Here is a 24,277-nt window from a genome sequence, read left to right as displayed (position 1 = left end):
TGGCGACGGTCGGGATGGCCCGGTATGGAGGAGGGAATGAATCGTTTCCCTCTCGTGGCCGCTACCGCGTTCCTCGCCTTCGGTTGTGGCAAGGACAGTTCCGACAACAAGGCCGAGTGTCAGGTTGAAGCCATCGACCTGACCGGTTGTGACAGGTCGACGTTGGGTGCCGTCCAGGCCGAAGGCATCTGGAACACGAACATCAACTTCGAGGACGGCTACACGGGCCCCTCCGCGATCCGCTTCTCGCCCGGGGAGCCGCTGCTCATCGGCCTGGCGATGACGACGAAGCAGCTCACCCCGGACACCTTCTTCCTGGCCAGCGACGTGAGCGGGTCGGACGGGTCGGCGGTGCGCTACGCGTTCGCGGGCTGCAAGGCCTCCGGCCCCGGCACGGTGCTGGGTGTGGCCCGCGTCTGCCGCAACGGCGAAACCGTGCGTCAGGGCACCTTCACCGCCACGCGCGTGACGCGGCGCGATGGCGAGTCCGAGTCCGACCGCGTGGCGCTCGTCAGCCAGACCCCGCTGCCCCGCGGCGTGCCCTCCAGCGTGGTGACGGCGGGCGGCTACGCCTACGTGACCGCGGGAGACCAGGGCCTGTTCGTCTACGACGTGAAGGACCCCGTGCACCCCACGCTGGTGTCCGAGCAGAAGTTCCCCTCGGAGACGTACACCACCTCCCTCATCAGCGGCACGACGCTCTACCTGGGCACCTACGCGACGGGCCTGCGCATCTGCGACCTGGCCGCGAACCCCGTGGTCCCGCGCTGCGACAAGACGTTCCTCGCGGACTCGGAGGTGCGGGTGGACTCGCTGGCGAAGGACGGCAACCTGCTCTACGTCGCGTCGCCGCAGCCCAAGTCGGACATCGTCGTGCTGGACGTGACCCAGCCGGCCGCGCCGGTGCTCGTGGTGCGCTACACGGTGGAGGGCTCGTCCACCACCCTGGGCGAGTTCCCCTACGCCCTGGCCATCCAGGACGGCCGCCTGTACGTGAGCAACTGGAGCTACGGCGTGACGGTGACGGACCTCACGAACGTGGCGACGACGAAGGCCCCCAAGCTGCTGGGCCGCTTCGGCGGTCCGTCCACCAGCGCCCTGGCGGTGGGCAGGCTGGGGGACGCCACCGTCGTCTTCCAGGGGTCGGACGCCTGGGGCTCGTCGCTGCTCACGCTGGACGCCACCAACCCGGCGAACATCGTCCAGCGCGGGGAGCTGGCGCTGCGTCCGGAGGCCTCCCTGGGGGGCATGGTCCTGTCCGGAACGACGCTCTACGTGGCGAACTACCAGGACGGCCTGCGCGTCTATGACGTGTCCACGCTGGGCACGCCGAAGGCCGCCGGGTACTTCAACACCTGGAGCGAAAGCGACGCGGGCCGGGGCCAGGGCTTCTTCGAGGGGCTCCAGGGCGTTCACGTCGCGGACGGCCTGGTGTATGGGTGGGACACGTCTCGTGGACTGCTCGTCTTCCGCCACACCCCGTGACGCCAAGGCCGCTTCATGACCCCGTTGAACGGATGTGGCCGCTGCCAGACCCTCCCTGAGACGCCCGACACACCGGGGCGTCTCTTCCTGTGGCCGCCGCTGGGCCACAGCCTGGGCAAGCTGGTGGCGCACCTGCGTGATTCGGGGGGCAGCTACCAGCTGCGCACCGACGCGCAATGCGTGGTGGTGGGGATGGAGGAGGGCGGCCTGCGGCGGCTCTCCTCGCAGCTGCCCAACGTGCTGACGGCGGAGGAGGTGCGGGGCACGCGCGCCCTCTTCGTCGCGGGCGACGGCGAGCCGGGCATGGCGGACTTCCCGCGCGTGGACTCACTGCAGCGCCTCACCACGCTGCACCAGTCCGGGTGGCTGGTGGACATGCTGGCGGAGTCGCGGCTCACCACGTTCTTCCAGCCCATCGTCCACGCGCAGGACACCTCCCGCATCTTCGCGCACGAGGGGCTCTTGCGCGGGCGCGACCGGGATGGGGCGCTGGTGCCGCCGAACCGCCTGTTCGACACCGCGCGCGAGGCGGACCTGCTGTTCCAGCTGGACCTGGCCGCGCGCACCACCGCCATCCGCGAGGCGGTGCGGCACCAGCTGCGCACGCACCTGTTCATCAACTTCACGCCCACGGCCATCTACGACCCGGCCTACTGCCTGCGCTCCACCGCCGCCGCCATCCGCGAGTCGGGCATCCCGGAGTCGCACGTCGTCTTCGAGATCATCGAATCCGACCGGGCCGCGAACGCCGCGCACCTGCGCTCCATCGTGGACTTCTACCGGGCGGCGGGCTTCAAGGTGGCGCTGGACGACCTGGGCGCGGGCTACTCGTCGCTGAACCTCATCCACCAGCTCCGGCCGGAGTTCATGAAGCTGGACATGGAGCTGGTGCGAGGCGTCCACGCGGACCCCTACAAGGCGTCCATCGTGCAGAAGCTGCTGGAGATCGCCAGGCAGCTCGGAATCCAGACCGTGGCCGAGGGCATCGAGACGCCCGAGGAGCTGTCCTGGGTGCGCCGGCACGGGGTGGACTTCGTGCAGGGCTACCTCATCGCGAGGCCCGCGGGCGCGCCGGCCCTCACCACCCCGCGCATCACGGATTGAGCAGGGCGTTGGACGTCCCGGACTGCTCCAGGCTCGCGGCGCGTGCCAGCTGCAGCATGTAGCCCGCGTTCTGCAGGGCGATGCGCGCGGCGTAGGTGTCCCGGCGGTTGGCGGCGTCCCGCGCGAGGGCGATCTGCGCGCGGATGCGCTCGGCCTGGACCACGACCGTGCCCTGCCCGTAGGTCGAGGCGCTCTGGCGAACGACGGAGAAGTCCTCGTCGGCGATGTCCAGCGCGTTGTCCACGCCCAGCTCGCCCTGTTCCAGCGCCTGATCCGCCGCGAGCATCCACTGGCCGCCGGACTGGATGCGCGCCAGCCGCTGCTGCCGGGCGCGCTCGGCCTCGTAGGCGCGCTGTTCGTGGGTGTCCACCTGGGACTGCACGGCCTGGGTGCGCTCGGTGGCCCTCGTGTCGCGGGCCTCCATCTCCTGCTCCAGCTCCGCGACGCGCTGGCGCAGGCGCGTCACTTCCTGGTTGGCCGCGTTGGCGTTCGCGGCGGTCCCTTGCGGCTGTGCCTGCGCGGCCGTGGGCTGCGTCGTCTGACCCGAAGGCGTCACGGCCGGCGTTCCACCCTGGACCGGTGCCGTCGTTCCCGTCTGTGGCGCGGCGGTGGAGCCCGACGGAGCGGCGGTCCCCGTCCCCGAGCCACCCGTAGCGGCTTCAGGAGGCGCGGTCCCCGTCGTGCCAGCAGCCCCCGCGCCACCGGTAGCGGGCTCAGGCGTCGCGGTGCCGGCGGCACCCGAGCCACCCGTCGCGGTGCCCGGCTCCTGCACCGTCACGCTGGATGAATCCAACGGGACCTCACCCGTGCTGCCCGCCGCGACATTGCCCGGAGCCGTCGAGGGAGCCGCGCCCGTGTCGACCGTGCCACCGAAGCCCGGGGCGTCCGCGCTCGTGGGGCCAGCGGTCGGTGACGTCCCTGCCGCGCCCGCGCCGGTATCGGATTGTCCCGCGGTGGTTCCTCCCGCGGTCGAAGCAGTGCCCGCCGCGCCCGCGCCACCCGTACCCGACAGGGGCTGCTGTGATTCAGCCGTCTCCGCCGCTTCGTTGGGGGCGGGCTCCTGCTCGAAGACCGTGGGGACAGGCGGAGCCACGTACGTCTGGGACTGCTGGACGGCGACATCACCCGAAGTGACCGGCGTGCTGCCATCGGGCATCAACGGCACCAACGCGCGATAGTTGCCCTGGGTCGGATCCGTCGGGGTCGTGACGACATAGCCCTGCGGGGGCCGGGCACCGTCCATGTCGTCCGCGGCCTGCTCATAGGCATCCTGCAGGGCAGCGGCGGCAGGGTCTCTCACGGACGGATCTTCCGGAGGCAGCGGCTCCACATCCTGCGTCTGTCCAAGGCTCAATCCCGCGACGATGGCAATCCAGAGGCGCATGCCCTGAAGGTGTCCACGCGCGAACGCTTCCACATCGCGGCCACCGCCCCTCCGCCCCCTGGCCCGCCTGGAGGGCGAACAGGGCTCAGGCCTTCGAGCGCCGGGCCCACAGCTCGTCCGCCGCGCGCCAGCCCGTCTCGAGCGCCCCATGCACGGTGCCCTCGTCGCCACCTGCGTGCGTGGCCTCGCCTGCGAAGAAGAGCGTCCGGCCCACGGGCCTGGCGAGCGCTTCGACCGCGTCCAGTGCACCCGAGGGAATGACCGCATAGCCCCCGCGCGTGTACGGCTCACCCTGCCAGTCCTGCACGTGCCACGCCTCCAGCTGTTCGTTCAGCTCCCGCACGGAGCGATGGAAGAGCCGCGACAGCCCCTGGAGCGCGCGTCCCAGCACCGCCTTGTCGCTCAAGCGCGACAGCGCCGCGGCGGTGGGGCCTCCACTCCAGCCCACCAGGTGCCGCGTGCGGCGGTGGGGCGCCAGCGTCCACCATGTGGGGAACGCGGAGGAGGGTGCATGGAAGAAGCCGAAGCGCGCGGTGGCCTCCTCCTCCCGCCAGAACGCCGTGCGGAAGCGCAGGAGGATCTTCACCAGGGGGCCCATCGCCAGCCGGCTCCAGGCGCGCTCCTGCTCACGCACGCGCGGCACGAAGCGCACGGCGCCAGGGGCGGGTGGCTTCGCCTGCAACACGCCCACGGGCAGCGTCACCACCGCGTGCCCACCCCGGAACGTCCCGAGAGGAGTGCCCTGCCGCGTCCGGGCGCGCACACGGACCGAGCCCGGTTTCCAGCGCACCTCTTCGGCCACCGCGTTGAGGAACAGCGTGTCCGGCTTCGCGAGCAGCTTCGCGGCCATCGCGTGCAGCACGCGGTCGTACCCCTCCAGCACGCGTGAAGGCGTCGTGCCCCCGGACGCCTCCGCGGTCCGCTCCATCCGGGAGATGGCGAGCGTGCTCGCGACCTCCGGATCCGCCGCGTAGAACCCCCGGACATACGAGTGCGCCATCGCGCTTACGACGGGCGGCCATTCGTGGAGACGTGCCTGCTCCGCCACCCACTCCGCCATGGGACGGTCGGGCGCCTTCGCCGCCATCAGGGGCTCCTGGAACGCGAAGGCCTCCTCCCCGTCGTCCAGCTTCCCCCGCCATAGGAGCGCATGCGTGTCGTTGCAGGGGCTCACCGTCAGCCCGGCCCGGTGGATGCGCCGCAGCATCGCGGCGGGCTTGCCATGGACGAACTCGGCCCCCAGCTCCAGGGGCACGTCCGCCACCGTGTCCCGGAGCGTCGCCACGCGGCCGCCCACGCGGTCGCGCGCCTCCAGCACGATGACCCTCAGGCCCTTGCCCAGCAACCGCTCAGCCGCGGCGAGCCCCGCGGCGCCCGCGCCCAGGATGACGACGTCGGCCTCGTGGTCCATGCCGCTCCTGATCCGCCCGCGCGCGGAGCTCCCGCCATGGAAAGACGCCCGCGGCCCACCTGAGGAACGGAGGGCCGCGAGCCAGGTCCCCCTCCCATTCGGGAGGAGGACGGGGGAGAGGCGGGGCTAGTACGTCTTCGGCGAGCTGCTGGAGCCCCCCGTGCCGGAGCTGGTGTCCGGGTTCATCGTGGAGTCGTCGCCGCTGCCCATGTCCTGCTTGGGGTCATCCATGCCCGAGCCGCCCGTGCCCTCGTTGATGGACGGATCCGGCGACATCACGTCGGAGCCCGAGCCGCCCGTGCCCTGGCTCGGCGAGATGCTGGTCGCCATGTTCTTCTCTTCCTTCACCTGGAAGCTGGCGCGGATCTCCTGGCCCTCCTTCAGGCTCTTGGCGTTCTTCATGCTCGGGTCGGTGAACTGCGTGTTCTTGTCGATGTCGAGGGGCACCACCGCGCCGCTGGTGCTGCTGACGTAGACCTTCTTGCCCTCGCTCTTGACGACCTTGCCCGTCAGCTCGTTCGAGCCCGTCATGCTCGCCGGGGACGAACCCGAGCCGCCCGTGCTGCCGCCGGACGAGCCTTGCATGCTGCCCGAGGACGTCGGCGGCTGCTGCGCGCCCTGCGCCGCGCTGTCCTGGGCAAAGGCCACGCCCGAACCCAGCAGCGCCACGGACGCGAAAACCCCAATGAGCTTCTTCATGGAATCTCTCCCGGATGATGTGAGTGGGACGGGGTGACACCTCGCGTGGCCCCCCGCTGGCAAAAACCTAGGGGTGATGGGAGTGGGGGACAGGTCGGAGGGAGAAGACCGGGTGTGTGCCCGTTCGCTCCCCGGCCCGTGGGACGTGGACCGGACCCGACAACCGGCACTCCGGCCGCCGGGTGGGGTGCTTGAAGCCAATTCCGGATTCACCTAGCGTGCTGGGGAAAGAGCGGAGGCTGGCCCCATGGCCTGCTCCCCGCCAGGAGACCGTGACCCCGATGCCCCCGCCCGCCAGGCCCTCCGCGCCGCAGCCCCAGCCCCAGGAACTGCCTGTCCCGTCCTATCCCGCCGTGGAGACCTTCATCGAGAAGGCCTCCGCCAGCGACGTCCAGGCGCTCTTCGCGCCCGTGAAGGAGGGCCTCGCCGGCCTCAAGGGACCGCGCGCGGAAGTGGGCAAGAAGGCCCAGGCTGCGATCGCGCGGTCCGAAGAGCTGCTCACCCTGCTCGTGGACGTCCGCGAGAAGCTCGTCGCGGAATCGAAGCAGTCCAAGGGCCGGAAATAACGGGCTTTTCGGGGGCCCTGACGATTTCTCGTCACCAGCAGGCAACCGGCGGCTGGCTCTCCCGATAATCCATTGAAAGAGCCGAGGGATGATCCCCGGCTCCCCTTTTTGAATCGCTGGCACCAGCGCGGAGGCTGAAATGAGCAAGATCGACAGCGGCATGATGGGCCCGAACCTGCGCATGAACACCCAGATGACCACGGCTCGGCAGACGCCGAACACGAGCTTTGGCGCGCGCGTGCAGAACGGCCTGAACAGCACCGTCGGCGCCGTGGGCGCGGGCGTGGGCGCGGTGGCGGGCTTCGTTCCCGGCGCCGGCATCGTCTCCGCCGCCGTCTCCTCCGCGCAGACCTTCTCCGGCGCCTCCGGCTCCGGCATGCAGGGCGGCCCGTACGTCGGCGTGATGAACACCGGCTCCGGCGCGGTGCCCTCCACCAACCTGCCCGGTCCGGGCACGGGCGTGTCCACGGGCGGCTCCACGTCGCTGGGCACCAGCGTCGGCGGCAGCGCCTCCGGCGGCCAGGTGTCGGATCAGCTGACGAACAACAGCAGCCTCAAGACGATGATGGACGACAACGTCAAGCTGCTGAACCTCCAGTCGGCCATGCAGCACGAGTCGCAGCTCTTCACGGCTGTTTCCAACGTGATGAAGTCGCGGCACGATACGACCAAGAACTCCATCGGCAACATCCGCTAGTCTTCACGGACAGCGGCATCTGACCGGTGCAAGGAAGGCGGCCCTCGACGGCCGCCTTCCGTGCTTCCGGCGACAGGAAAGGAAGCGCGACGTCCATGGCGGAGACCCCTTCGGAGATTGCCAACAGCCTCGTGCCCCTGGCGCGCCAGCCGGCCATGGTCCTGCTGGAGTCCGGCTACCTGTGGCTGGACATGGGTCACTTCGACAAGGCCAAGGAGGTCTTCGTCGGTGCCGCCGCGCTCATGCCCAAGAGCGAGGTGCCGCAGATCGGCCTGGGCGCCGTGGAGTTCGCGCAGGGCAAGCACGACAAGGCCCTGGCGGCCTACCGGGTCGCCCAGCGCCTGGCGCCCCTCTCGTCGCTGCCCCGGGCACACGCCGGGGAGGCCCTGCTGTTCATGGGCAAGGTGCCGGAGGCCCTCAAGGAGCTGAAGGCCGCCATCGACCTGGAGCCGGAAAGCGACGGCGCGAAGCTGGCCCAGGCGCTCATCCAGGCGAAGGAAGCGGGGGCCCTGCCTCCGCCGAAGAAGTAGTCGCGGCAGAAGAAGGAGGTACGTCGATGGCTGTCGGTGGAGTCGGACGTGGGGGTGGGAAGGGCCGCGCGGGCGGCGTGAAGGGGGCGTCCGGTCCGTCGGGTGCCTCCGGCGCGTCCTTTGGCGGCAAGGTGGACCGCGCGGAGTCTCTTGTCGGGCCCTCGGGTCTGGTAGGCTCCAGCAACGTCCAGGGCCCCCAGGCCACGGATCCGATCGCGGCGCAGGCGCTCGCCATCGCCAAGCGGCTGAAGAACGGGGGCTTCAAGAGCAAGGAGGAGGCGACGAAGGCGCTCGTCTCCGAGGTGCTTCAGGAGAAGTTGAACATGAAGTCCGCTGCCCTCACGGGCCGCATCGCCGGGGCGCTGCAGGATGATCCCCGGCTGAACCAGGTTCTCGAGCGGCTGTGGTCCAAGGCCGAGTGAGCGCGCCGCTTGCCTCTGGGTGAAGACAGGAAGGTCATCCTGGAGAAGTACGGCCCGTACGTGCGGTCGCTCGCGGCCACCGTGCGCAAGCAGTTCAATGCCCAGCTGGAGCTGGATGAACTGCTGGCCTATGGGCAGATCGGCCTCCTGGAAGCCGCGGAGCGCTTCGACCCCAAGGTGGGTGCCAACTTCCTCACCTTTGCCCACTACCGCATCAAGGGCGCCATCTTCGACGGCCTGAGGAAGATGGGCGTGCTGCGCGGCGCGGACGCCCGCACGGCCTATCAAGGCGAGCGCGCGACGGCGTATCTGGGAAATCTGGCGGACCGCGAGCAGGGCGCAAGCAACCGCGGGGCGTCATTCGACGATGATATTGGAGACATCTCGGATGCCGTGGCGGGCCTCGCGGCGGTTTTCGCGGCGGGGGCGGAAGGGGCGGAGGCGGCGGGCTACGTGGATGAATCGCTCCCGGCGGATCAGCGCCTGGAGATGGAGCAGTTGAAGAACCGGGTGCGCTCGGCCATCGAGAAGCTTCCGGAAAAAGAGCGCAAGCTCCTGCAGGGCTATTACTTCCAGGGACGTACGCTGGAAGAGGCAGGGGCGGAGATCGGGCAGTCGAAGAGCTGGGCGTCGCGGCTTCATGCGCGCGCCATTGATCGGCTCAAGGAACTCTTGAACGAGGAGGAGGAACTCCCTCCCCCCTCGACGGATGCAAGGAGGGTGTCACATGGCGGCTCCGATGAGCGGCATCTCCGCGGGACAGGTAGCGCAGCAAAAGCTGCAGGACCAGGGCGCGCAGCAGACGCAGAAGACGGGCGCCTCGAAGTTCGACGGAGTTCTCGCTGACAAGGCGCAGGGCGCGGGCCAGGTGGACGCCGCCCAGAACGTGAACAAGGCCCAGGCCGCGCAGGCCACCCAGAAGGCGGACGCCGTCCGCCAGGTGGAGACCGTCAACAAGGCGGAGAAGGCCAACCTGAACAAGGTGAGCGGCGCTGCCCAGCAGCCCGCCACGGCCAAGGGCGCGGAGCCCGTGGACGCGAAGGCCGAAGCCTCGAAGACGACCAAGTCGGGCGGCATGGTGTCCGACCTCGTCTCCGGTCTGGAGAAGGGCCAGGTCAGCATGGACAAGCTCATCAAGGAGGCCTCCTCCGGCAAGAACATGTCCAACGCGGAGCTGCTCGGTCTCCAGGCGTCCATGTACAAGTACTCGCAGGAGCTGGACCTCACGTCGAAGGTCGTCGAGAAGGCCACCAGCGGCCTGAAGGACGTCGTCAAGACGCAGGTCTGAAGTCCCCACCCCGCCGGGCCATGGCGGCATGCGAAGGGCGGTCCCTCCCAGGGTCGGGAGGGGGCGCCCTTCCGCGTTTTGCAAGGGCCCTGTTAAGCTACGCGCGCCCATGACTCGCCGAACGCCCGTCTTCGCCGCCCCGCTCCTCGCCCTGCTGTTCCTCACCGGCTGCTCCATCGAGCTGCAGCACGAGCTGACGGAGGCGGACGCGAATGAAATCTACGTCCTGCTCAGCAAGAACGGCATCAACGCCAAGAAGGAGAAGGCGGAGGGCGGCAACGAAGTGCGCTTCACCATCGTCGTCCCCAAGGGCGACGCCGCGCAGGCCGCGGAGCTCTTGAAGCGCAACTCGCTGCCGCGCCCGGTGGAGAAGGGCCTGTCCCACTTCGCCAAGGGCAGCATGGTGCCCACCGCCACGGAGGAGCGCGCCATGCTCCTCAAGGCCATGGCGGGTGAGGTCTCCAACGCGCTCAACCAGATTGACGGCGTGCTGGAGGCGCGCGCCATCGTGATGGTGCCGGAGAACAACGACCTGTCGCAGCCGGAGAACAAGCCGATGCCGTCGGCCTCCGTGTTCATCAAGTACCGCACCGTGGAGGGCGGCAAGCCCCCCGTCACGGTGGACGCGGTGAAGCAGTTCGTCGCCAGCTCCGTGTCGGAGCTCAAGCCGGAGGCCGTCACCGTGCTGATGACGGAGGCCATGGCCCCCACGGCGGAGACCACGGAGACCAACCGCCTGCAGGACGTGCTCGGTGTGCGCATGACGGCCGCCAGCGCCAGCACGTTCAAGATCATCCTCGGCGGCGCGTTCGCGCTCATCCTGGCGATGATGGGCGTCACCGCGTGGACCTTCATGCGCGGCGGCTCCGGTGGCGGCGCCCCCGCCGCGGCGGCCCGCCCCGCCCGTGCGCGCGGCGGTCGCACCGAGTAGTCCTGCACGTCGCTTCCCGCGGCCCTCCTGGGGCGGACCGCGGGACGTGTCCTCCAGGCCGGGGACACGTCTTCTATCTTCAGCGGGCCACCTGGGGGCCCGCGAGGTGACCGTTGGATTCCTTCTTCACCTCGCTCAGCAAGCGCCAGACGATGATGCTGCTCACCGCGGTCACCTTCGGGGGCCAGGAGAGCATGGCGGCGCTGGAGCACCTGCCGGAGGAGGAGGGCGCGCTCTTGCGCCACCGCGCGCAGGAGATCCTCCAGATTCCGCGTGAGAAGCGCCTGCCCGCGGTGGTGCAGGAGCTCAAGCGCCTGATGAAGGACCGGCGCGGCCAGCTGTGGACCGCGGACCCGGAGCGGCTGGCGGCGTTGCTCCAGCGCGAGCGCGGGGCCCTGGTGGAGGTCACCCTGCGCGCGCTGCCCGGCAACATGGCGGAGGCCGTGCGCGGCCACCTGCCCCCCTCGCGCGTGAAGCTCACCCGCGAGGTGCGGCCCCAGGTCCTGGACATCATCCGCTGGAAGCTGGAGGAGGCGCTGGCGCGCGAGGTCGCCGGTCAGTCCGCGGGCTTCAAGTTCGCGGACGTGCTCAACCTCCAGACGCGTGAGCTGCTCACGGTGAGCGATCGCCTGGGGGCGCGCGTGCTCGGGCCCGCGCTGGCGGGGCTCCCCGAAGAGGAACTGAACGGCCTCATGGAGTCGCTGCCTCCGGACCTGCTCCAGCTCGCGAGCAAGTCCGTGGCGGCCAATGCGCCGCGCAAGCTCCCGGAAGAGGACGCGCGCGCGCAGATCAACCTGCACGAAGGCTTCAGCCGTCTGGCCGGTGCCATCCGCAGCGCGGGCGTGCAGCGGCTGGCGCGCGCGTGCGTGGCGCAGTCCCCGGAGTTCGCCGCGCGCATGCTGGAGAAGCACCGTGGCGAGTTCGGCCACCTGCTGGCGAAGTGGGTGCGCGAGGAGCGCTCGCGGCCGACGGCCCGGGGGGATGGCGGCCGCACCGACATCGTCATGGACCTGGAGCGGCTGGCCGTGCGCGGCCTCATCGAGCGGCCCGTGCGCCTGACGGCGCCGCCGCCGCGCCCCTCCGCCGTGCTGCCTCCACCCCCGGGAGCGCGCAAGCCCGCCCCGGCCCCGGGAGCCCGTCCGTCCGCCGCGGCGGCCCCGGCACCGCGCGAAGGTCAGCGTCCCTCCTCGGCGGATCCGTCGCGCGCGCCCGCGCTCCGGCCTCCCAGGCCGATGCGGGGCGGCGCCGCCGACGACGAGGCCGCGGGAGATGCCGCCGCCAAACGCGACTTCATGGCCGAGCGCGCCGCCCGTCGCGCGGGTGCGGCCTCCAGCCGTGACGCGGGGCCGGGCGCTGCCCCTGGCGGACGTTCGCGGCCGCCCCCGGGAGAGGAGCGGGGCTCGTCGGTGGGGCCCGCCCCCCGCGCGTCCATGGTCTCGCCGGAAGGGGACGCGGACGGTTCCCGGATGCGCCGGATGCCGGTGGAGCGCGAGCGCGGCCCCGCGCCCCGTGCGTCCATGGTGGCGCCGGAAGGGGAGGCCGGAGGCTCGCAGATCCGCCGGATGCCGCCGGAGCGTGGCCCCGCGCCTCGCGCGTCCATGGTGGCGCCGGAAGGGGATGCGAACGGCTCGCAGATGCGCCGGATGCCGGTGGACCGGGGCTCGTCGGTGGGCCCCGCGCCCCGCGCGTCGACCGGGGGCGTTCCCGGCCGCCGTGATCCGGACGCACCCCGTCCCTCGCGTCCCGCCCGGCCGGATCCGGAGGGTGCCCGCATTGGCCCGCCGCCCTCAAGGCTGGGCGCACGCGGTGCGTCACGCCCGCCGGAGCCGGACGGGCCCGAGGGCCGCTCCGTCCGGGTCGAGCGCCCCGAGCGCCCAGCGCGCCCCCCCGCCGACGCGGAGGTGCGCGCTCCCCGGCGCCCGGACCCCTCCGGGGAGTCCGCAGATGGGGCCCGGGTGCTGCGCTCGCGCACCGGCTCCCGTCCCGCGGCGCGTCCCGAACCGGGGGATGCTCCGGAGCGTCCCCCGCGCGTGCTCTCCAGCCAGGCATCCTCCTCCCGGTCCTCGGAGGGAACCCAGGTGGGCCGCAGGCGCCCCCCTCCCACCGACCGGCCGGGCCCGGATGACGCGGGCGGCCCGGGAGGGCGTGGACCGCGCGGCGGAACGCGCTAGCATCCGGTCTCCAAGGAGTGGCCCATGGCGATCGGCAAGGTAATCAAGGGGGACGGGTTGGCGGAGTCGGTGGTCGTCGCCTCGTCCGAGCGACCGGCGCTGCGTCCGCCGCGCGCGGGCGTGATGAACGCCGAGGTCTTCGAGGCGCGCCAGGGCGCCCAGGGCATCATCGAGGAAGCCCAGCGCGAGCGTGAGCGCATCCTCGCCGAGGCCCAGCGCGAGAAGGAGGAACTCTTCGCCAAGGCCAGGGACCTGGGCCGTCAGGAAGGCCTGGCGCAGGCGACGGAGCTGCTCCTGCGCGCGAAGATGCAGGCCGGCGAGATGCTCGAGTCCCAGGAGCAGGACATCATCGCGCTGGCGCTGAAGATGGCGGAGAAGATCCTCGGCCGCGACCTGGAGCGCGAGCCGGAGCTGCTCGTGGACATGTGCGCCGCGGCCATCGACAACCTGCGCAACGCGCGCGCCATGGTGCTTCGCGTGCACCCGAAGACGGCCGCGGTGCTGCGCGCCAAGCGCCCGGTGCTGATGGAGCTCATCGGCCGCACGGTGGACCTGGCCATCAAGGAGGACCCGGAGGTCGCTCCCGTGGGCTGCATCGTCCAGACGGAGTTCGGCACGGTGGACGCGCAGCTGCCCACCCAGCTGGAGATGCTCCAGAACCTCCTGCAGCCGGACACCTCGCGCAAGAGCGGCCCTCCCTGAGCCTTCAGGCCCGCACCGCGCCCTAGAGCCTTCCCGGATCCGCCATGGCCATCGACCTTTCGCGCTACTACGACCTCATCAAGGAAGCGTCCCTCGTCCGGGTGCGCGGCCGCGTCACGGAGCTGACGGGCCTCGTCATCAAGGCGAGCGTGCCCAACGTGCGCATCGGCGAGGTGGTGCTCGTCAAGAACCGCCAGCGCGGCCTGATGAAGTCGGAGGTCGTGGGCTTCGTGGGCGACGAGGTGATGCTCATGCCCCTGGGCGAGCTGTACGGCATCGGTCCGGACAGCGAGTGCATCCCCACCGGCCGTCCGCTCACCATCAAGTGCGGTGACGATCTCCTGGGCCGCGTGCTCAACGGCATCGGCGAGCCCATGGACGGCAGGCCCCTGGAAGGGGAGGGTCTGATCGACTGGTCCGTGGACCGCGACTGCCCGGACCCTTTCACCCGCCAGCGCATCGAGCGGCCGCTGCCCCTGGGCGTGCGCTGCATCGACGGGCTGCTCACCGTGGGCGAGGGCCAGCGCGTGGGCCTCTTCGCGGGCTCCGGCGTCGGCAAGTCCACGCTGATGGGGCAGATTGCCCGCAACACGCAAGCGGACTTGAGCGTCGTGGCGCTCATCGGCGAGCGTGGTCGCGAGGTGCGCGAGTTCATCGAGGACGCCATGGGCGAGGAGGGCATGAAGCGCGCCGTGCTGGTGTGCGCCACGTCCGACCAGCCCGCCCTCGTGCGTCTGCGCGCCGCCTACGTCGCCACGGCCATCGCGGAGTACTTCCGGGAGCGCGGCGGCAACGTGCTGTTCATGCTCGACACGGTGACGCGTCTGGCGCGCTCCCAGCGCGACATCGGCCTCGCCATCGGCGAGCCCCCGGCGCGTCAGGGCTACCCGCCCAGCGTCTTCTCCATGCTGCCGCGCATCCTGGAGCGCACGGGCAACTCGGCGAAGGGCAAGTGCACCGCCATCTACACCTGCCTCGTGGCCGGCGGTGACATGGAAGACCCCATCGCCGACGAAGTCCGAGGTATTCTCGACGGCCACTTCATCCTCAACCGTGAGTTGGGCGCGCGAAACCAGTGGCCGGCCATGGACGTGCTCCAGAGCCTCAGCCGTGTGATGAGCGGCATCGTCAGCAAGGAGCACAAGAAGGCCGCTGGCAAGCTGCGCGAGACGCTCGCCACCTACGAGAAGCAGCGCGACCTCATCCTGCTGGGCGCCTACCAGGCCGGCGCGGACCCCAGGACGGACTACGCCATCGAGAAGTACGACGCCATCATCGACTTCCTCAAGCAGGACACCCACTCCAACTCTCCGTACGAGGAGACCGTGGAGCAGCTCATCAACCTGTTCGCGGACTGAGGCGGGCCGCCTTCCGGCCGGCCTGCATGGACGGGGCGGTTTTTGGGTAGGATGCCCCCACCATGCCCCCGTACCGGTTGCAGTCGTTGCTGGACATGCGTGAGAAGGCGAAGGAGGAGGCCGAGCAGGCCTTCTCCGACGCCGTCAAGGCGCTGGCGAAGGAAGAGCAGGAACAGCAGCGCCTGGAGGCGGAGCTGGAGCGCCGCCGCAAGGAGCGCAAGGCCAAGGTCGCCGAGTACTTCCAGCAGATCATGGCCAAGGGCGCCGGCATCAACGGCATGAACATGATGGGCCGCTTCGAGGAGCGTCTGAAGGACGACGAAGCCCAGGTCGCCCTCCAGATCGAGCACCAGAAGGAGGTCGTCCGGACGGCCGGCCGCCTGGTGGAGCAGCGCCGCATGCTGATGGCCGAGGCCGCCAAGGAGCTCAAGGCCATCGAGAAGAACAAGGAGAAGTTCGTCAAGCAGGTGAAAAAGGAACGCCAGGACCGCGAGGAGCTGCAGCAGGAGGAGATCGGCAGCGCCTTGTTCCTGGCCCGCCAGCGCAAGTAACCTCCCGCCGCCTTCCGCTGAGTCTGGAGAGACGCCATGAGCCGAGTTGATGACGATCGCGATGCCGCGCGCTTGGCGGAGCGGATGATCCAGGAGCGCAAGCTCGCGGAGGCGAAGACCCAGAAGCGCCTGCAGGGCGACTCCGTCTTCTCCAAGCTGGTCCAGCAGGGCCAGGCGGAGCAGGCCCTGCCCAAGCAGGCGCAGGAGCTGAAGCAGCCCCTGGGCAAGCAGGTGCTGGCGCGCCTCGCGCAGGGGCAGGGGAAGACGTTCGACGAGAAGCTGGCCCAGAAGGAGACCGCCTTCGCCAAGCCCGGGGAGTCCACCCAGGGCGCCCAGCAGTCCCAGCGCAACGCCGAGTCGCAGGGCCTGTCCAAGGGAGGGGAGGCCCGCAAGTCGGAGGTCGTGGAGGAGAAGCGCTCCACGGACGTCCGCGAGAGCGACATGACCAAGGCCGAAGGTCAGGCCAGCCGGCTGAGCCAGGAGAAGGGCGAGCTGAAGATCGACGTCAACGCCGGTGGCGGCAAGGGCGCGGGCGGCGGCGGGGCCAGCAAGGAGAAGGACGACAAGGGCGGGCAGATGGCCGCCGCCGCGGGCTTCCGCTTCAACCCCGCGCTGATGGCACCGGTGCCGGTGGCCAAGCCCAAGGACATGGCGGGCTCCGAGCGGCTGCGCGCCATGGCGAACGAGATCGCCCAGAAGATCGTCGAGCGCGTGCGCGTGGGCACCAACGCCGCGGGCAACGCGGAGTTCCAGATCGACCTGCGCGGCGACGTGCTCAACGGCCTGTCCATCAAGGTCAGCGCGAAGAACGGGAAGATTTCCGCCACCTTCAGCGGCAGCGACCGCGACACGCTCAAGCTCCTGGAAGAGCAGAGCGACGGCCTGCGCAGCGCCCTGGGCGGCCGGGGCCTGGCGCTTGAAAATCTGAGGTTCGAGGCCAAGACATGAGCCTGGAGCCGGACGACGAGCCCGGAGTCTTCGAGCGCACCATGTTGGTCGACACCCGGAAGCTGGGACCGCCCCCGAAGCCCGCCGCGGCGCCGGCACGCGCTCCCGAGCCGGTCGTGCCGTGGCGGCCGTTCGCCTTCTCGCACCTGGAGAAGGTGTCGCGCTCGCAGGGCCAGCTGGCGGAGCGGCTGCGCTGGCTCACGCCCAACGCGGGCACGCTGGAGACCGTCTGCGCGCGCCTCAAGGCGCTGTTCGACGTGGACGTGCGCCTGTCGGTGGAGTCCGCCCAGGCGCGCCCCATGACGGAGCTGCGCCGCTTCCTGGGGGACCCGTCCTTCCTGGCGGTGCTGGCCCCCGGCGCGCTCAAGGGCCGGGCCATCCTTGAAATCGAGCTGTCGCTGGCGCACTCGGCGGTGGACCTGCTCCTGGGCGGCGCCGGTGAGACGGTGGGCCTGCGGCCCCTGACGGACATCGAGGAGGGCGTGATGGGCTACGTCGTCCTGGAGGCCCTGAAGGAGCTGGTGCCCGGGCTGCAGCCCGGCGTCCCCCGGCCCCGGCTGGACGGCGTGGCGCGCGGCGTGGACGAGGTCTCCGCGCGCCTGGGCGAGGACGGTCCCATGCTGACGGTGCACCTGAACGCGGTGCTGGGCACGCACCGCGGCATCGTGCGGCTGGTGGTGCCGTCGGCGGTGCTGGAGGCGGCCGAGCCCGCGGTGGAGAGCGCCCAGCGGCGCGACCAACGCCGGCAGGACATGAAGGCCCACGGGCGGCGCCTGTCCGCGCTGCGCGACTGGCTGCGCGCGGAGATTGGCGTGGCGGAGCTGTCCGCCCAGGACCTGGCGTCGCTGCGCATCAAGGACGTGCTGCTGCTGGACCTGCTGTCGGCGCGGCCGGACAAGGGCGAGGCCGGCACGGCGCAGCTGCGCCTGGGCCTGGGCCGCACCGGCCACTTCGCGGCGGACGTGTTCGTGGAGAACGGCCGCTACCGGGCGCGCATCACGGACATCATCCCCGGCGAGCCGGGCAACCCCCAGGGTGGGGAGTCCGGCGGGTCGGAAGAGAACGAGGACTTCACCAACCCGGAGCTGGGCGTTCCTCCGGAACTCGAAGGGGCGGCATTGGACGACAAGGACGGAAGCGATCTGCTCAGCGACCTGCCCCTGCAGGTGGCGGTGGAGCTGGCGCGAGTGCCCATCACGGCCGAACAGGTGGTGGGCCTGCGCACAGGCCAGGTCATCGACCTGCGTCGTGGGGCGGGTGAGCCTGTGGACCTGTCGGTGAACGGCAAGGTCGTGGCCCGGGGCGAGCTCGTGGAGCTGGAGGGACAGCTCGGCGTGCGCATCATCAACCTGAGCTGAAGCGCATGTGCCCGTGCGTCACAGGGCAGGCGGGCAGGGGGGCGTGCTCGTGCCCGGGCCCGTGGCGGTCCTGACTCGGGTGCACTAGGCTCGCGCCCATCCATGGCGGTCCTCGGTCTCTTCCCCTCGCGCCTGTTGCTCGGCGCCGCGCTGCTCTTCGCGTCGCCCGCCGTCCTGGCGCAGGCGCCCGCGGCCTCCACGCCTGACGCCTCCGTCGCGGCGCCGGTTCCTGAGGCCGCCGCGCCCGAGGCCGTGAAGCCAGCGGCTCCCGCGGCGGCGCCCCCTGCCGGCGATGGCGCGTCTCGCGCGAAGCGCCACGCGGACGAACTGGACCGCGAGCTGGGCGTCGCCGAGCCGGAAGCCGACGCGGCGCAGGAGAGCCTGGGCTGGGTGGTGGTGCGCACGGTGGCGCTGCTGGGCGCGGTGCTCGCGGCCATCTACCTCACGCTCAACGTGGGCCTGCGCCGGCTGATGGGCCTGCAGGGCGTGCCCGTGGGCAAGGCGTCGGTCGTGTCGGTGATGGAGCGCATCCCGTTGGATCAACGGCGCACGCTCTTCGTCCTGAAGGCCGCGGACGAGTACCTGCTGGTGGGTGGCGGCGAGGGTGGCGTGCAACTGGTTTCGAAGCTGGACCGCGACGCCGTGGAGCGCATCCGTGCCGCGCGTCCGCCGTCGTCTCCGGTCTCCCTGAGTCCTTTCCTCCAGAAGCTCCTCTCCCGCCGGACCGGTGGCACCACGCCGCCGCCGGGCGTCTGAAGGCCGTCCCGTGAACCGTTCGTCTCCCGCCGCCCGTCCGCTGCTGTTCCGCGCTCCGCCCTGGCTCTTCGCGGCCCTCGTGTCGCTGCACCCCTTCGTCGCGTCCGCGGCGAAGAAGGGCGGGGACTCGATGCCGGATGAAATGGTCAAGGAGGCGGTGAGCAGCGACTCCTTCACCTCCCGTCCGCTCATCCTCATCCTCGCGCTCGCGGCCATGTCCCTGGTCCCGTTCGCGCTGATGATGGTGACCAGCTTCGTGAAGATTTCGGTGGTGCTCTCCATCGTCCGCTCGGCGCTGGGCACCCAGCAGATTCCCCCCACCCAGGTCATCACCGGCCTGGCCATCATCCTCACCGTCTACATCATGGCCCCCGTGGGCACGGAGATGTACCGGGCGGGAGGCATCGACATCTGGTCCCGGGGAACGTCCGTCTTCTCCTCGGAGACGGTGGGCACGATGCTGGGCGCCGCGGACAAGTCCAAGGAACCCCTGCGCGAGTTCCTGATGAAGAAGGTCACCAACAAGGACCGCACGCTCTTCTACAGCCTGGCGAAGAAGATGCGGAAGGAGGAGGACCGCAAGGACATTGGCCCGAACGACTTCATGGTCATCGTGCCGGCCTTCGTCGTGTCCGAGCTGAAGGAGGCCTTCCAGATTGGCTTCCTCCTCTTCGTGCCCTTCATCGTCATCGACATGGTGGTGGCCAACATCCTGCTGGCGCTGGGCATGCACATGCTGTCGCCCACGACCATCTCCATGCCCTTCAAGCTGCTGTTGTTCGTGCTCGTGGACGGCTGGTACCTCATCGCCAAGGGCCTGGTCATCGGCTACCTGTAAGGAGCCCCGTACTCCCATGAATCAGCTCACGTTCATCACCCAGGAGGCGCTGTTCCTGGTGCTCGTGGTCTCCGCGCCGCCGGTGCTCATGAGCCTCCTGGTGGGCTTCCTCGTCTCGCTGTTCCAGGCCACCACGCAGATTCAGGAGCAGACGCTGTCGTTCGCGCCCAAGGTCGTCCTCGTCTTCGGCGTGCTGGCCATGACGGGCCCGTGGATTGGCGGACAGCTGCTGCGCTTCACCTTCCACGTCTTCGACCGGTTCCCGGCGCTCATCGGCAGATGAACATCGGCGAAGCCATGGCCGAGCTGGGTGCTCGGGTCAACCTGTCGGTCACCATCTTCACGATGGCACTCATCATGTGCCGCGTGATGCCCATCCTCATCTTCAGCCCGTTCCTGGGCGGCGAGGTCGTTCCCTCGGAGATGAAGCTGGGCCTGGGCCTGCTGGTGTCCGCGGTGCTCTTCCCGTCCGTCGCGGACCGGATGGACCGGATTCCCCTGAGCGCGCTGCCGTACATCGGGCTGCTGCTCAAGGAGGTCTTCATCGGCGTGGCGCTGTCGTACATCGTCAACATGGTGTTCGACGCGGCCCGCGTGGCCGGCACGCTGATGGACACCATGTCAGGCAGCAACAACGCCCAGCTCTACGTGCCGCAGCTGGGCACGCAGGTGTCGCTCTTCTCCAGCCTCAAGGTGCAGCTGTGCGTGGTGCTGTTCCTGTCGCTGGACGGGCACCACATCATCATCCGGGCGCTCGCGGACAGCCTCGCCATCGTGCCGCTGGAGGGCTTCCCGCGCTTCAGCCGCGGCGTGTGGCCCTTCTTCGACCTGATGATCCGCTCCTTCGCGGACCTGCTGAAGATCAGTCTGGCGCTGGCCGGCCCCGGCATGGTGGCCGCGTTCGTCACCGACCTGGCCCTGGGCGCCATCAACCGCGTCGCGCCGCAGATCCAGGTGTTCTTCATCTCCATGTCGCTCAAGCCGCTGGTGGGCGTGTTGATCATGTTCATCGCCATCCACGTGGTCATTGGCCGCATGCAGCAGGAGCTGGCCAACATGCTCCGGATGTTCCAGCACGCCATCCAGCTCCTGGCTTGAGCGGACTCAAGCCTCCCGGGATTCCTCCATGTCGGACGAGAGTGGCGACAAAACAGAAGAACCGTCGCAGAAGAAGCTCGACGACGCGCGCAAGAAGGGTCAGACCTGGAAGAGCAAGGACCTGACGGGCGTGGCCGTGCTCATCGCCGGCCTGGGCATCGTCAAGGGCACCTGGGACAACGTGGAGACGGAGATCTCCTCGCTCTTCCGCTTCAGCTTCGACGCCATCGCCCACTCGCAGGACCTGGGGCTGGCGACGACGCAGCTGCTCATCATGGGCCTGCGCACGATGCTGCTCCTGACGATACCCGTGGTGGCGGGCGCGGCGGTGCTGGGCGGGCTGCTGGACTATCTCCAGGTGGGGTCGCTCTTCACCATCGACCCGCTCATCCCCAAGTTCGACAAGCTCAACCCCATCGCGGGGTTGAAGAACATGTTCTCCAAGAAGTCCTTCGTGGAGCTCTTGAAGAACCTCATCAAGATCTCCGTCGCCGCCTACGTCGTCACCGGCGTGGTGCGCGACTCGATGCCCCTGGTCATCGAGACGGTGCGGCAGGACACGCAAGGCATCATGGCCATCCTGGGAGAGATCATCTACCGGGTGTCCGTGCGCATCGTGATGCTCTTCGTCATCTTCGGCGTGTTCGACGTGTGGTGGCAGCGCAAGTCGTACATGAAGGACATGATGATGACGAAGGAGGAGGTCAAGAAGGAGTACAAGCAGAGCGAGGGTGACCCGCACCACAAGGCCAAGCGCAAGGAGCTCCACCATGAGATCATGGAGGGGGCCCAGATGGAGGCCGTGAAGGACGCGAGCGTCATCGTCACCAACCCGGACCACGTCGCCGTGGCGCTGCAGTACGACCAGAACAAGGACGGCGCCCCGCGGGTGCTGATCAAGGGCATGGACGCCAAGGCGGAGCGCATCAAGGCGCTGGCGCGCGAGGCGGACGTGCCCCTGTTGCGCAACGTCCCGCTGGCGCACGCGCTGTTGCGCGTGGAAGTGGGGGAGGAAGTGCCGGAGGACCTCTACGACGCGGTCGCGGAGGTGTTGAACTTCGTCTACGGGCTGAAGCAGCAGCAGAACGCGGCGCCGCCGGCGCGCGCCTGAGGAGGACGGCATGGCCAGCGACGAAGAGGCGGACATCGCCATCGCCATCAAGTACGACAAGCAGGCGGACGGCGCCCCGCGGGTCGTGGCGAAGGGAATGCGCCTGAAGGCGGAGAAGATCCGGGAGATCGCCAAGCAGTACGGCATCCCGGTGATGCGCAACGTGTCCCTGGCGCACGCCCTGTACCGGGTGGACGTGGGGCAGGAAGTGCCGGAAGAGCTCTACGACGCGGTCGCGGAGGTGCTGAACTTCATCTATGCGCTCCAGCGAGAGCAGGCGGGCGGACGCTGAAGGGGGCTGGACGCGAACCCCCTACCTGTATTGAAGTCGGGCCACCATGGCCAGAATCAACAATCAGCCCCCCAGCACCGCGCTTTGGCCCTGGGGAGGTCCCCGCAGCGTCCGTGAGCGGCTGGTGGACCCGTCCCAGCTGGACCGGGCGAAGAAGGCTCGCAAGGCCGGCAACATCAAGAACCCGTCGCTGCCCTCCGCGGCGCTGCTGGACTTCATCGGTCCGGCGCACTCGTCGGAAGAGCTCCGGCTGCCCCTGCCGCCCCACCCGGGCGGTCACGACGCGGACCTGGAGGGCTTCAGCGACCGGCCGCACCTGGCCAGCGTCGCCGGCCGCGGGGATGACGGGCAGCGCCGGATGCTGGAGCGCGGCCTGTCCAAGGTGAACGCGCCGCCGGAGCGCCTGGAGCGCCTCAAGGCCCTCTTGCAGCGCGAGTCCGCGATGCTGGGGCTGGTGGACCAGGTGAGCGCGGAGTCGCAGGAGATCATCCGCCGCATGTGGGAAGAGCAGAAGGACGAGGGCTACTGACCCATGGCGGCGCTGGACCCGGAAGATCCGCAGGACGAGGCGAAGCTCACCGCGCTCCTGCAGCGCTGGGCGGAAGGGAAGGCCACGCTCCGCGAGGTGCGCGGCTATTCCAACGATGAGCTCTACGCCATCGCCAAGACGGCCTACTTCTTCTTCTACCAGGGCCGGGTGGCGGAGGCGCGGACGCTCTTCCAGGGGCTCTACGCCATCAACCCCACGGACGTGTACTTCGCCAAGGCGCTCGGGGTGGTGGAGATGGCCGCGGGCAACGGGCAGGGCGCGCTCGCCGCCTTCGACGTGGCCGCGAAGCTGGCGCCGCAGGACCCCGCCGTCTACGTGGGGCGCGCGGAGGTGAAGCTGGCCTTGGGACAGAAGCCCCAGGCGCTCGAGGACCTGCGCCGCGCGGCGGCCATGTCCCCCACGGATGATCCGGTGGTGCGCAAGGCCGGCGCCATGGTGAACGCCCTCACGCGGCGCTGATCCACGGCGGGCCCTTGTCACCGGGTCGTTGGATGTGGAAGCCCAGTAAACTCTGTTAGGCTCGATTCATTCACCTCAACCGATGGAGAGGTTCATGGCCCCCCCCAAGAAGGAAGTCCCGCCGCTGCCGCCCGAGCCGCCGGAGCTGACCGCGAAGCGAGAGAAGCTCCTGGTGGAACTGGACGAGCAGTCCAAGGCCGCGACGGGCGTGTTCCAGCAGGTGCTGCGCAACATGCGCAAGCTGGTGGCCTCCGGAGCTCCCACGGCGCCGCTGGATCAGCAGCTCTACACGGACGTGAAGGACGCGCTCACGCGCTTCATGAAGGAGCCCATCCTTCCGCCTCCGCCCATCCTCGGCCAGGTGGTGGAGTACCTGCAGTTCCGCATCTCCACCTACGGCATGACCATCCAGAAGATGGCGCTCGAGATCAACCCCGAGATCGCCGGCAAGATGGCCATCCAGCCCCCGGGCGGCGCTCCGGCCCCCGCGGCCGCTCCCGCCGCGTCCCGCGCCAGCCCCAAGGGTCCGTCGGACGGTTTCGAGAGCTCCAGCAAGGGCAAGATGACCCTCAACCCCGAGTTCGCGGGCACGCCTGATCCGAAGGCGGAGCAGCAGCAGCTGGAGTCCTTCAAGGCCTGGATGAAGAATCCGGCGCTTGGGAAGTTGAAGGGCTGACAGTTCCGCGCCTCCCCAGCGGGTCGGGAGGTTCGGAAATGATCCTGGAAATCACCCAGGAAACTCCGAAGGCGCTTCACGGATAATCTTTTTGTAGCTGTCGCCGTACTAACCCCTCGTCGTCCTCCTGAAGGAGCACACCATGGCCAGCGGCCTCGCGAACGTCCTCTCCACCGCCATCAGCACCTCCAACTCCCAGCGCTCCTCGATGGACGACATGATCGCCCAGGCCCCGCCGGAGCAGAAGGGCTTCCTGGAGGCGCAGAAGAAGGTTCAGCAGGACTCGCAGATCATGAGCACGATCACGAACCTGATGAAGAAGATGGACGAGATGGCGATGGCGGCCATCAACAACCTGAAGTAGTCGCTGACAGGTTGGTGGTTCGCTCCGGCCCCGCGCTGGTGCTCCTTCGGGAGTACCGGTCCGGGGCCGGCGGCGTTTCGGGCTTCAGGCCCGGCGGCGGGCGGAAATGATCCTGGAAATCACCCAGGAAACTCCGGCCCTCCTCCTCCGATAATCCTTTTGTAGCTGTCGCCGTACAAACCTCTCGTCGTCCTCCTGAAGGAGCACACCATGGCCAGCGGCCTCGCGAACGTCCTCTCCACCGCCATCAGCACCTCCAACTCCCAGCGCTCCTCGATGGACGACATGATCGCCCAGGCCCCGCCGGAGCAGAAGGGCTTCCTGGAGGCGCAGAAGAAGGTTCAGCAGGACTCGCAGATCATGAGCACGATCACGAACCTGATGAAGAAGATGGACGAGATGGCGATGGCGGCCATCAACAACCTGAAGTAGTCGCTGACAGGTTGAGTGGTTCGCTCCGGCCCCGCGCTGGTGCTCCTTCGGGAGTACCGGTCCGGGGCCGGCGGCGTTTCGGGCTTCAGGCCCGGC

General features: G+C 69.6%; 29 protein-coding genes. 26 read left to right on the top strand and 3 right to left on the bottom strand.

Translation table 11 applies throughout. The annotated features are described in order from the left end of the window. Positions 1–36 precede the first annotated feature (36 nt). Together NR792_RS14995 and NR792_RS14990 are read left to right on the top strand one after the other, a co-directional pair. Positions 37–1,485: an LVIVD repeat-containing protein gene (locus NR792_RS14995; protein WP_375760708.1), complete on the top strand. Its 1,449-nt coding sequence runs from the start codon at positions 37–39 to the stop codon at positions 1,483–1,485. A gap of 15 nt (positions 1,486–1,500) precedes the next feature. Further along, the gene (locus NR792_RS14990; protein WP_375760707.1) at positions 1,501–2,589 is read left to right on the top strand and encodes an EAL domain-containing protein; all 1,089 of its coding nucleotides are present in this window, start codon (positions 1,501–1,503) and stop codon (positions 2,587–2,589) included. Here NR792_RS14990 and NR792_RS14985 read toward each other — a convergent pair. From NR792_RS14985 to NR792_RS14975, 3 genes are all read right to left on the bottom strand, one after another. Beyond that, entirely contained in the window at positions 2,579–3,973 is a 1,395-nt protein-coding gene (locus NR792_RS14985; RefSeq protein ID WP_375760706.1) for a hypothetical protein, read from the bottom strand. The two genes, NR792_RS14990 and NR792_RS14985, sit on opposite strands and share 11 nt — an antisense overlap. Positions 3,974–4,058: 85 nt before the next feature. Then, positions 4,059–5,384 (bottom strand): flavin monoamine oxidase family protein, encoded by a 1,326-nt coding sequence (locus tag NR792_RS14980; protein ID WP_375760705.1) that lies wholly within the window; start codon positions 5,382–5,384, stop codon positions 4,059–4,061. Positions 5,385–5,510: 126 nt separating this feature from the next. Continuing rightward, on the bottom strand, positions 5,511–6,083 hold the full coding sequence (locus NR792_RS14975; protein WP_375760704.1) for a hypothetical protein: 573 nt from the start codon (positions 6,081–6,083) through the stop codon (positions 5,511–5,513). A 281-nt stretch (positions 6,084–6,364) separates the two neighbouring features. Here NR792_RS14975 and NR792_RS14970 point away from each other — a divergent pair, with 281 nt between their 5' ends. The 24 genes from NR792_RS14970 to NR792_RS14855 all read left to right on the top strand — a co-directional run bounded on the left by NR792_RS14970 (position 6,365) and on the right by NR792_RS14855 (position 24,181). Beyond that, positions 6,365–6,649, top strand: coding sequence for a hypothetical protein (locus tag NR792_RS14970; RefSeq protein ID WP_375761622.1), 285 nt, complete (start codon positions 6,365–6,367; stop codon positions 6,647–6,649). Between the two features lie 139 nt (positions 6,650–6,788). Beyond that, positions 6,789–7,346, top strand: a complete 558-nt coding sequence (locus NR792_RS14965) for a hypothetical protein (RefSeq protein WP_120530742.1) — start codon at positions 6,789–6,791, stop codon at positions 7,344–7,346. A 95-nt stretch (positions 7,347–7,441) separates the two neighbouring features. Then, positions 7,442–7,876 (top strand): lipopolysaccharide assembly protein LapB, encoded by a 435-nt coding sequence (locus NR792_RS14960; RefSeq protein WP_120530743.1) that lies wholly within the window; start codon positions 7,442–7,444, stop codon positions 7,874–7,876. Positions 7,877–7,902: 26 nt separating this feature from the next. Continuing rightward, entirely contained in the window at positions 7,903–8,298 is a 396-nt protein-coding gene (locus tag NR792_RS14955) for a hypothetical protein (protein WP_375760703.1), read from the top strand. A gap of 9 nt (positions 8,299–8,307) precedes the next feature. Next, positions 8,308–9,144 carry a sigma-70 family RNA polymerase sigma factor gene (locus NR792_RS14950; RefSeq protein ID WP_171437397.1) on the top strand — a complete coding sequence of 279 codons (837 nt, stop codon included), beginning with the start codon at positions 8,308–8,310 and terminating at the stop codon, positions 9,142–9,144. Then, positions 9,026–9,586, top strand: coding sequence for an ATP-dependent helicase HrpB (locus tag NR792_RS14945; protein WP_242589311.1), 561 nt, complete (start codon positions 9,026–9,028; stop codon positions 9,584–9,586). Before NR792_RS14950 ends, NR792_RS14945 begins: the two co-directional genes overlap by 119 nt. Positions 9,587–9,695: 109 nt before the next feature. After that, entirely contained in the window at positions 9,696–10,517 is an 822-nt protein-coding gene (locus tag NR792_RS14940; RefSeq protein WP_375760702.1) for a type III secretion protein, read from the top strand. A 113-nt stretch (positions 10,518–10,630) separates the two neighbouring features. Beyond that, positions 10,631–12,688 (top strand): hypothetical protein, encoded by a 2,058-nt coding sequence (locus NR792_RS14935; RefSeq protein ID WP_375760701.1) that lies wholly within the window; start codon positions 10,631–10,633, stop codon positions 12,686–12,688. A gap of 24 nt (positions 12,689–12,712) precedes the next feature. Next, on the top strand, positions 12,713–13,390 hold the full coding sequence (locus NR792_RS14930; protein WP_375760700.1) for a FliH/SctL family protein: 678 nt from the start codon (positions 12,713–12,715) through the stop codon (positions 13,388–13,390). 44 nt (positions 13,391–13,434) lie between these two features. Beyond that, a complete protein-coding gene (gene sctN / locus NR792_RS14925; protein WP_375760699.1) occupies positions 13,435–14,748 on the top strand; it encodes a type III secretion system ATPase SctN in 1,314 nt (437 codons plus the stop codon). Positions 14,749–14,810: 62 nt separating this feature from the next. Then, positions 14,811–15,299: a flagellar assembly protein FliH gene (locus NR792_RS14920; RefSeq protein ID WP_171420301.1), complete on the top strand. Its 489-nt coding sequence runs from the start codon at positions 14,811–14,813 to the stop codon at positions 15,297–15,299. Positions 15,300–15,335: 36 nt separating this feature from the next. Further along, positions 15,336–16,247, top strand: coding sequence for a flagellar hook-length control protein FliK (locus tag NR792_RS14915; protein WP_375760698.1), 912 nt, complete (start codon positions 15,336–15,338; stop codon positions 16,245–16,247). Then, entirely contained in the window at positions 16,244–17,605 is a 1,362-nt protein-coding gene (gene sctQ, locus NR792_RS14910) for a type III secretion system cytoplasmic ring protein SctQ (protein ID WP_375760697.1), read from the top strand. The genes NR792_RS14915 and sctQ overlap by 4 nt, the downstream gene beginning before the upstream one ends. Before the next feature lie 102 nt (positions 17,606–17,707). Beyond that, positions 17,708–18,361: a flagellar biosynthetic protein FliO gene (locus tag NR792_RS14905; RefSeq protein WP_375760696.1), complete on the top strand. Its 654-nt coding sequence runs from the start codon at positions 17,708–17,710 to the stop codon at positions 18,359–18,361. 10 nt (positions 18,362–18,371) lie between these two features. Continuing rightward, entirely contained in the window at positions 18,372–19,199 is an 828-nt protein-coding gene (gene sctR, locus NR792_RS14900) for a type III secretion system export apparatus subunit SctR (protein ID WP_375760695.1), read from the top strand. A 16-nt stretch (positions 19,200–19,215) separates the two neighbouring features. Then, positions 19,216–19,482: a type III secretion system export apparatus subunit SctS gene (gene sctS / locus NR792_RS14895; RefSeq protein ID WP_120528175.1), complete on the top strand. Its 267-nt coding sequence runs from the start codon at positions 19,216–19,218 to the stop codon at positions 19,480–19,482. After that, on the top strand, positions 19,479–20,297 hold the full coding sequence (locus NR792_RS14890) for a flagellar biosynthetic protein FliR (protein WP_375760694.1): 819 nt from the start codon (positions 19,479–19,481) through the stop codon (positions 20,295–20,297). Before sctS ends, NR792_RS14890 begins: the two co-directional genes overlap by 4 nt. A 28-nt stretch (positions 20,298–20,325) precedes the next feature. Continuing rightward, entirely contained in the window at positions 20,326–21,408 is a 1,083-nt protein-coding gene (gene sctU, locus NR792_RS14885; RefSeq protein WP_375760693.1) for a type III secretion system export apparatus subunit SctU, read from the top strand. A gap of 10 nt (positions 21,409–21,418) precedes the next feature. Then, positions 21,419–21,700, top strand: a complete 282-nt coding sequence (locus tag NR792_RS14880; RefSeq protein ID WP_375760692.1) for an EscU/YscU/HrcU family type III secretion system export apparatus switch protein — start codon at positions 21,419–21,421, stop codon at positions 21,698–21,700. Between the two features lie 46 nt (positions 21,701–21,746). Beyond that, positions 21,747–22,229: a hypothetical protein gene (locus tag NR792_RS14875; protein WP_120558041.1), complete on the top strand. Its 483-nt coding sequence runs from the start codon at positions 21,747–21,749 to the stop codon at positions 22,227–22,229. A gap of 3 nt (positions 22,230–22,232) precedes the next feature. Next, positions 22,233–22,709 (top strand): SycD/LcrH family type III secretion system chaperone, encoded by a 477-nt coding sequence (locus tag NR792_RS14870; protein WP_375760691.1) that lies wholly within the window; start codon positions 22,233–22,235, stop codon positions 22,707–22,709. Between the two features lie 94 nt (positions 22,710–22,803). Then, positions 22,804–23,385 (top strand): hypothetical protein, encoded by a 582-nt coding sequence (locus NR792_RS14865; protein WP_375760690.1) that lies wholly within the window; start codon positions 22,804–22,806, stop codon positions 23,383–23,385. Positions 23,386–23,527: 142 nt separating this feature from the next. Then, on the top strand, positions 23,528–23,749 hold the full coding sequence (locus NR792_RS14860; protein ID WP_120530291.1) for a hypothetical protein: 222 nt from the start codon (positions 23,528–23,530) through the stop codon (positions 23,747–23,749). A 210-nt stretch (positions 23,750–23,959) separates the two neighbouring features. Next, positions 23,960–24,181 (top strand): hypothetical protein, encoded by a 222-nt coding sequence (locus NR792_RS14855; protein WP_120530291.1) that lies wholly within the window; start codon positions 23,960–23,962, stop codon positions 24,179–24,181. Positions 24,182–24,277 lie beyond the last annotated feature (96 nt).

The organism is Corallococcus exercitus, from assembly GCF_042231735.1.
GTDB lineage: Bacteria > Myxococcota > Myxococcia > Myxococcales > Myxococcaceae > Corallococcus > Corallococcus exercitus_B.
The sequence above is the reverse complement of the archived record's forward strand: the minus strand, read 5'-3'. Positions and strand labels throughout refer to the sequence as shown.

Coding starts and splice junctions, on each gene's coding strand:
- NR792_RS14995 (WP_375760708.1), top strand. CDS start 37: ATGAATCGTTTCCCTCTCGTGGCCGCTACCGCGTTCCTCGCCTTCGGT.
- NR792_RS14990 (WP_375760707.1), top strand. CDS start 1,501: ATGACCCCGTTGAACGGATGTGGCCGCTGCCAGACCCTCCCTGAGACG.
- NR792_RS14985 (WP_375760706.1), bottom strand. CDS start 3,973: ATGCGCCTCTGGATTGCCATCGTCGCGGGATTGAGCCTTGGACAGACG.
- NR792_RS14980 (WP_375760705.1), bottom strand. CDS start 5,384: ATGGACCACGAGGCCGACGTCGTCATCCTGGGCGCGGGCGCCGCGGGG.
- NR792_RS14975 (WP_375760704.1), bottom strand. CDS start 6,083: ATGAAGAAGCTCATTGGGGTTTTCGCGTCCGTGGCGCTGCTGGGTTCG.
- NR792_RS14970 (WP_375761622.1), top strand. CDS start 6,365: ATGCCCCCGCCCGCCAGGCCCTCCGCGCCGCAGCCCCAGCCCCAGGAA.
- NR792_RS14965 (WP_120530742.1), top strand. CDS start 6,789: ATGAGCAAGATCGACAGCGGCATGATGGGCCCGAACCTGCGCATGAAC.
- NR792_RS14960 (WP_120530743.1), top strand. CDS start 7,442: ATGGCGGAGACCCCTTCGGAGATTGCCAACAGCCTCGTGCCCCTGGCG.
- NR792_RS14955 (WP_375760703.1), top strand. CDS start 7,903: ATGGCTGTCGGTGGAGTCGGACGTGGGGGTGGGAAGGGCCGCGCGGGC.
- NR792_RS14945 (WP_242589311.1), top strand. CDS start 9,026: ATGGCGGCTCCGATGAGCGGCATCTCCGCGGGACAGGTAGCGCAGCAA.
- NR792_RS14940 (WP_375760702.1), top strand. CDS start 9,696: ATGACTCGCCGAACGCCCGTCTTCGCCGCCCCGCTCCTCGCCCTGCTG.
- NR792_RS14930 (WP_375760700.1), top strand. CDS start 12,713: ATGGCGATCGGCAAGGTAATCAAGGGGGACGGGTTGGCGGAGTCGGTG.
- sctN (WP_375760699.1), top strand. CDS start 13,435: ATGGCCATCGACCTTTCGCGCTACTACGACCTCATCAAGGAAGCGTCC.
- NR792_RS14920 (WP_171420301.1), top strand. CDS start 14,811: ATGCCCCCGTACCGGTTGCAGTCGTTGCTGGACATGCGTGAGAAGGCG.
- NR792_RS14915 (WP_375760698.1), top strand. CDS start 15,336: ATGAGCCGAGTTGATGACGATCGCGATGCCGCGCGCTTGGCGGAGCGG.
- sctQ (WP_375760697.1), top strand. CDS start 16,244: ATGAGCCTGGAGCCGGACGACGAGCCCGGAGTCTTCGAGCGCACCATG.
- NR792_RS14905 (WP_375760696.1), top strand. CDS start 17,708: ATGGCGGTCCTCGGTCTCTTCCCCTCGCGCCTGTTGCTCGGCGCCGCG.
- sctS (WP_120528175.1), top strand. CDS start 19,216: ATGAATCAGCTCACGTTCATCACCCAGGAGGCGCTGTTCCTGGTGCTC.
- NR792_RS14890 (WP_375760694.1), top strand. CDS start 19,479: ATGAACATCGGCGAAGCCATGGCCGAGCTGGGTGCTCGGGTCAACCTG.
- sctU (WP_375760693.1), top strand. CDS start 20,326: ATGTCGGACGAGAGTGGCGACAAAACAGAAGAACCGTCGCAGAAGAAG.
- NR792_RS14880 (WP_375760692.1), top strand. CDS start 21,419: ATGGCCAGCGACGAAGAGGCGGACATCGCCATCGCCATCAAGTACGAC.
- NR792_RS14875 (WP_120558041.1), top strand. CDS start 21,747: ATGGCCAGAATCAACAATCAGCCCCCCAGCACCGCGCTTTGGCCCTGG.
- NR792_RS14870 (WP_375760691.1), top strand. CDS start 22,233: ATGGCGGCGCTGGACCCGGAAGATCCGCAGGACGAGGCGAAGCTCACC.
- NR792_RS14865 (WP_375760690.1), top strand. CDS start 22,804: ATGGCCCCCCCCAAGAAGGAAGTCCCGCCGCTGCCGCCCGAGCCGCCG.
- NR792_RS14860 (WP_120530291.1), top strand. CDS start 23,528: ATGGCCAGCGGCCTCGCGAACGTCCTCTCCACCGCCATCAGCACCTCC.
- NR792_RS14855 (WP_120530291.1), top strand. CDS start 23,960: ATGGCCAGCGGCCTCGCGAACGTCCTCTCCACCGCCATCAGCACCTCC.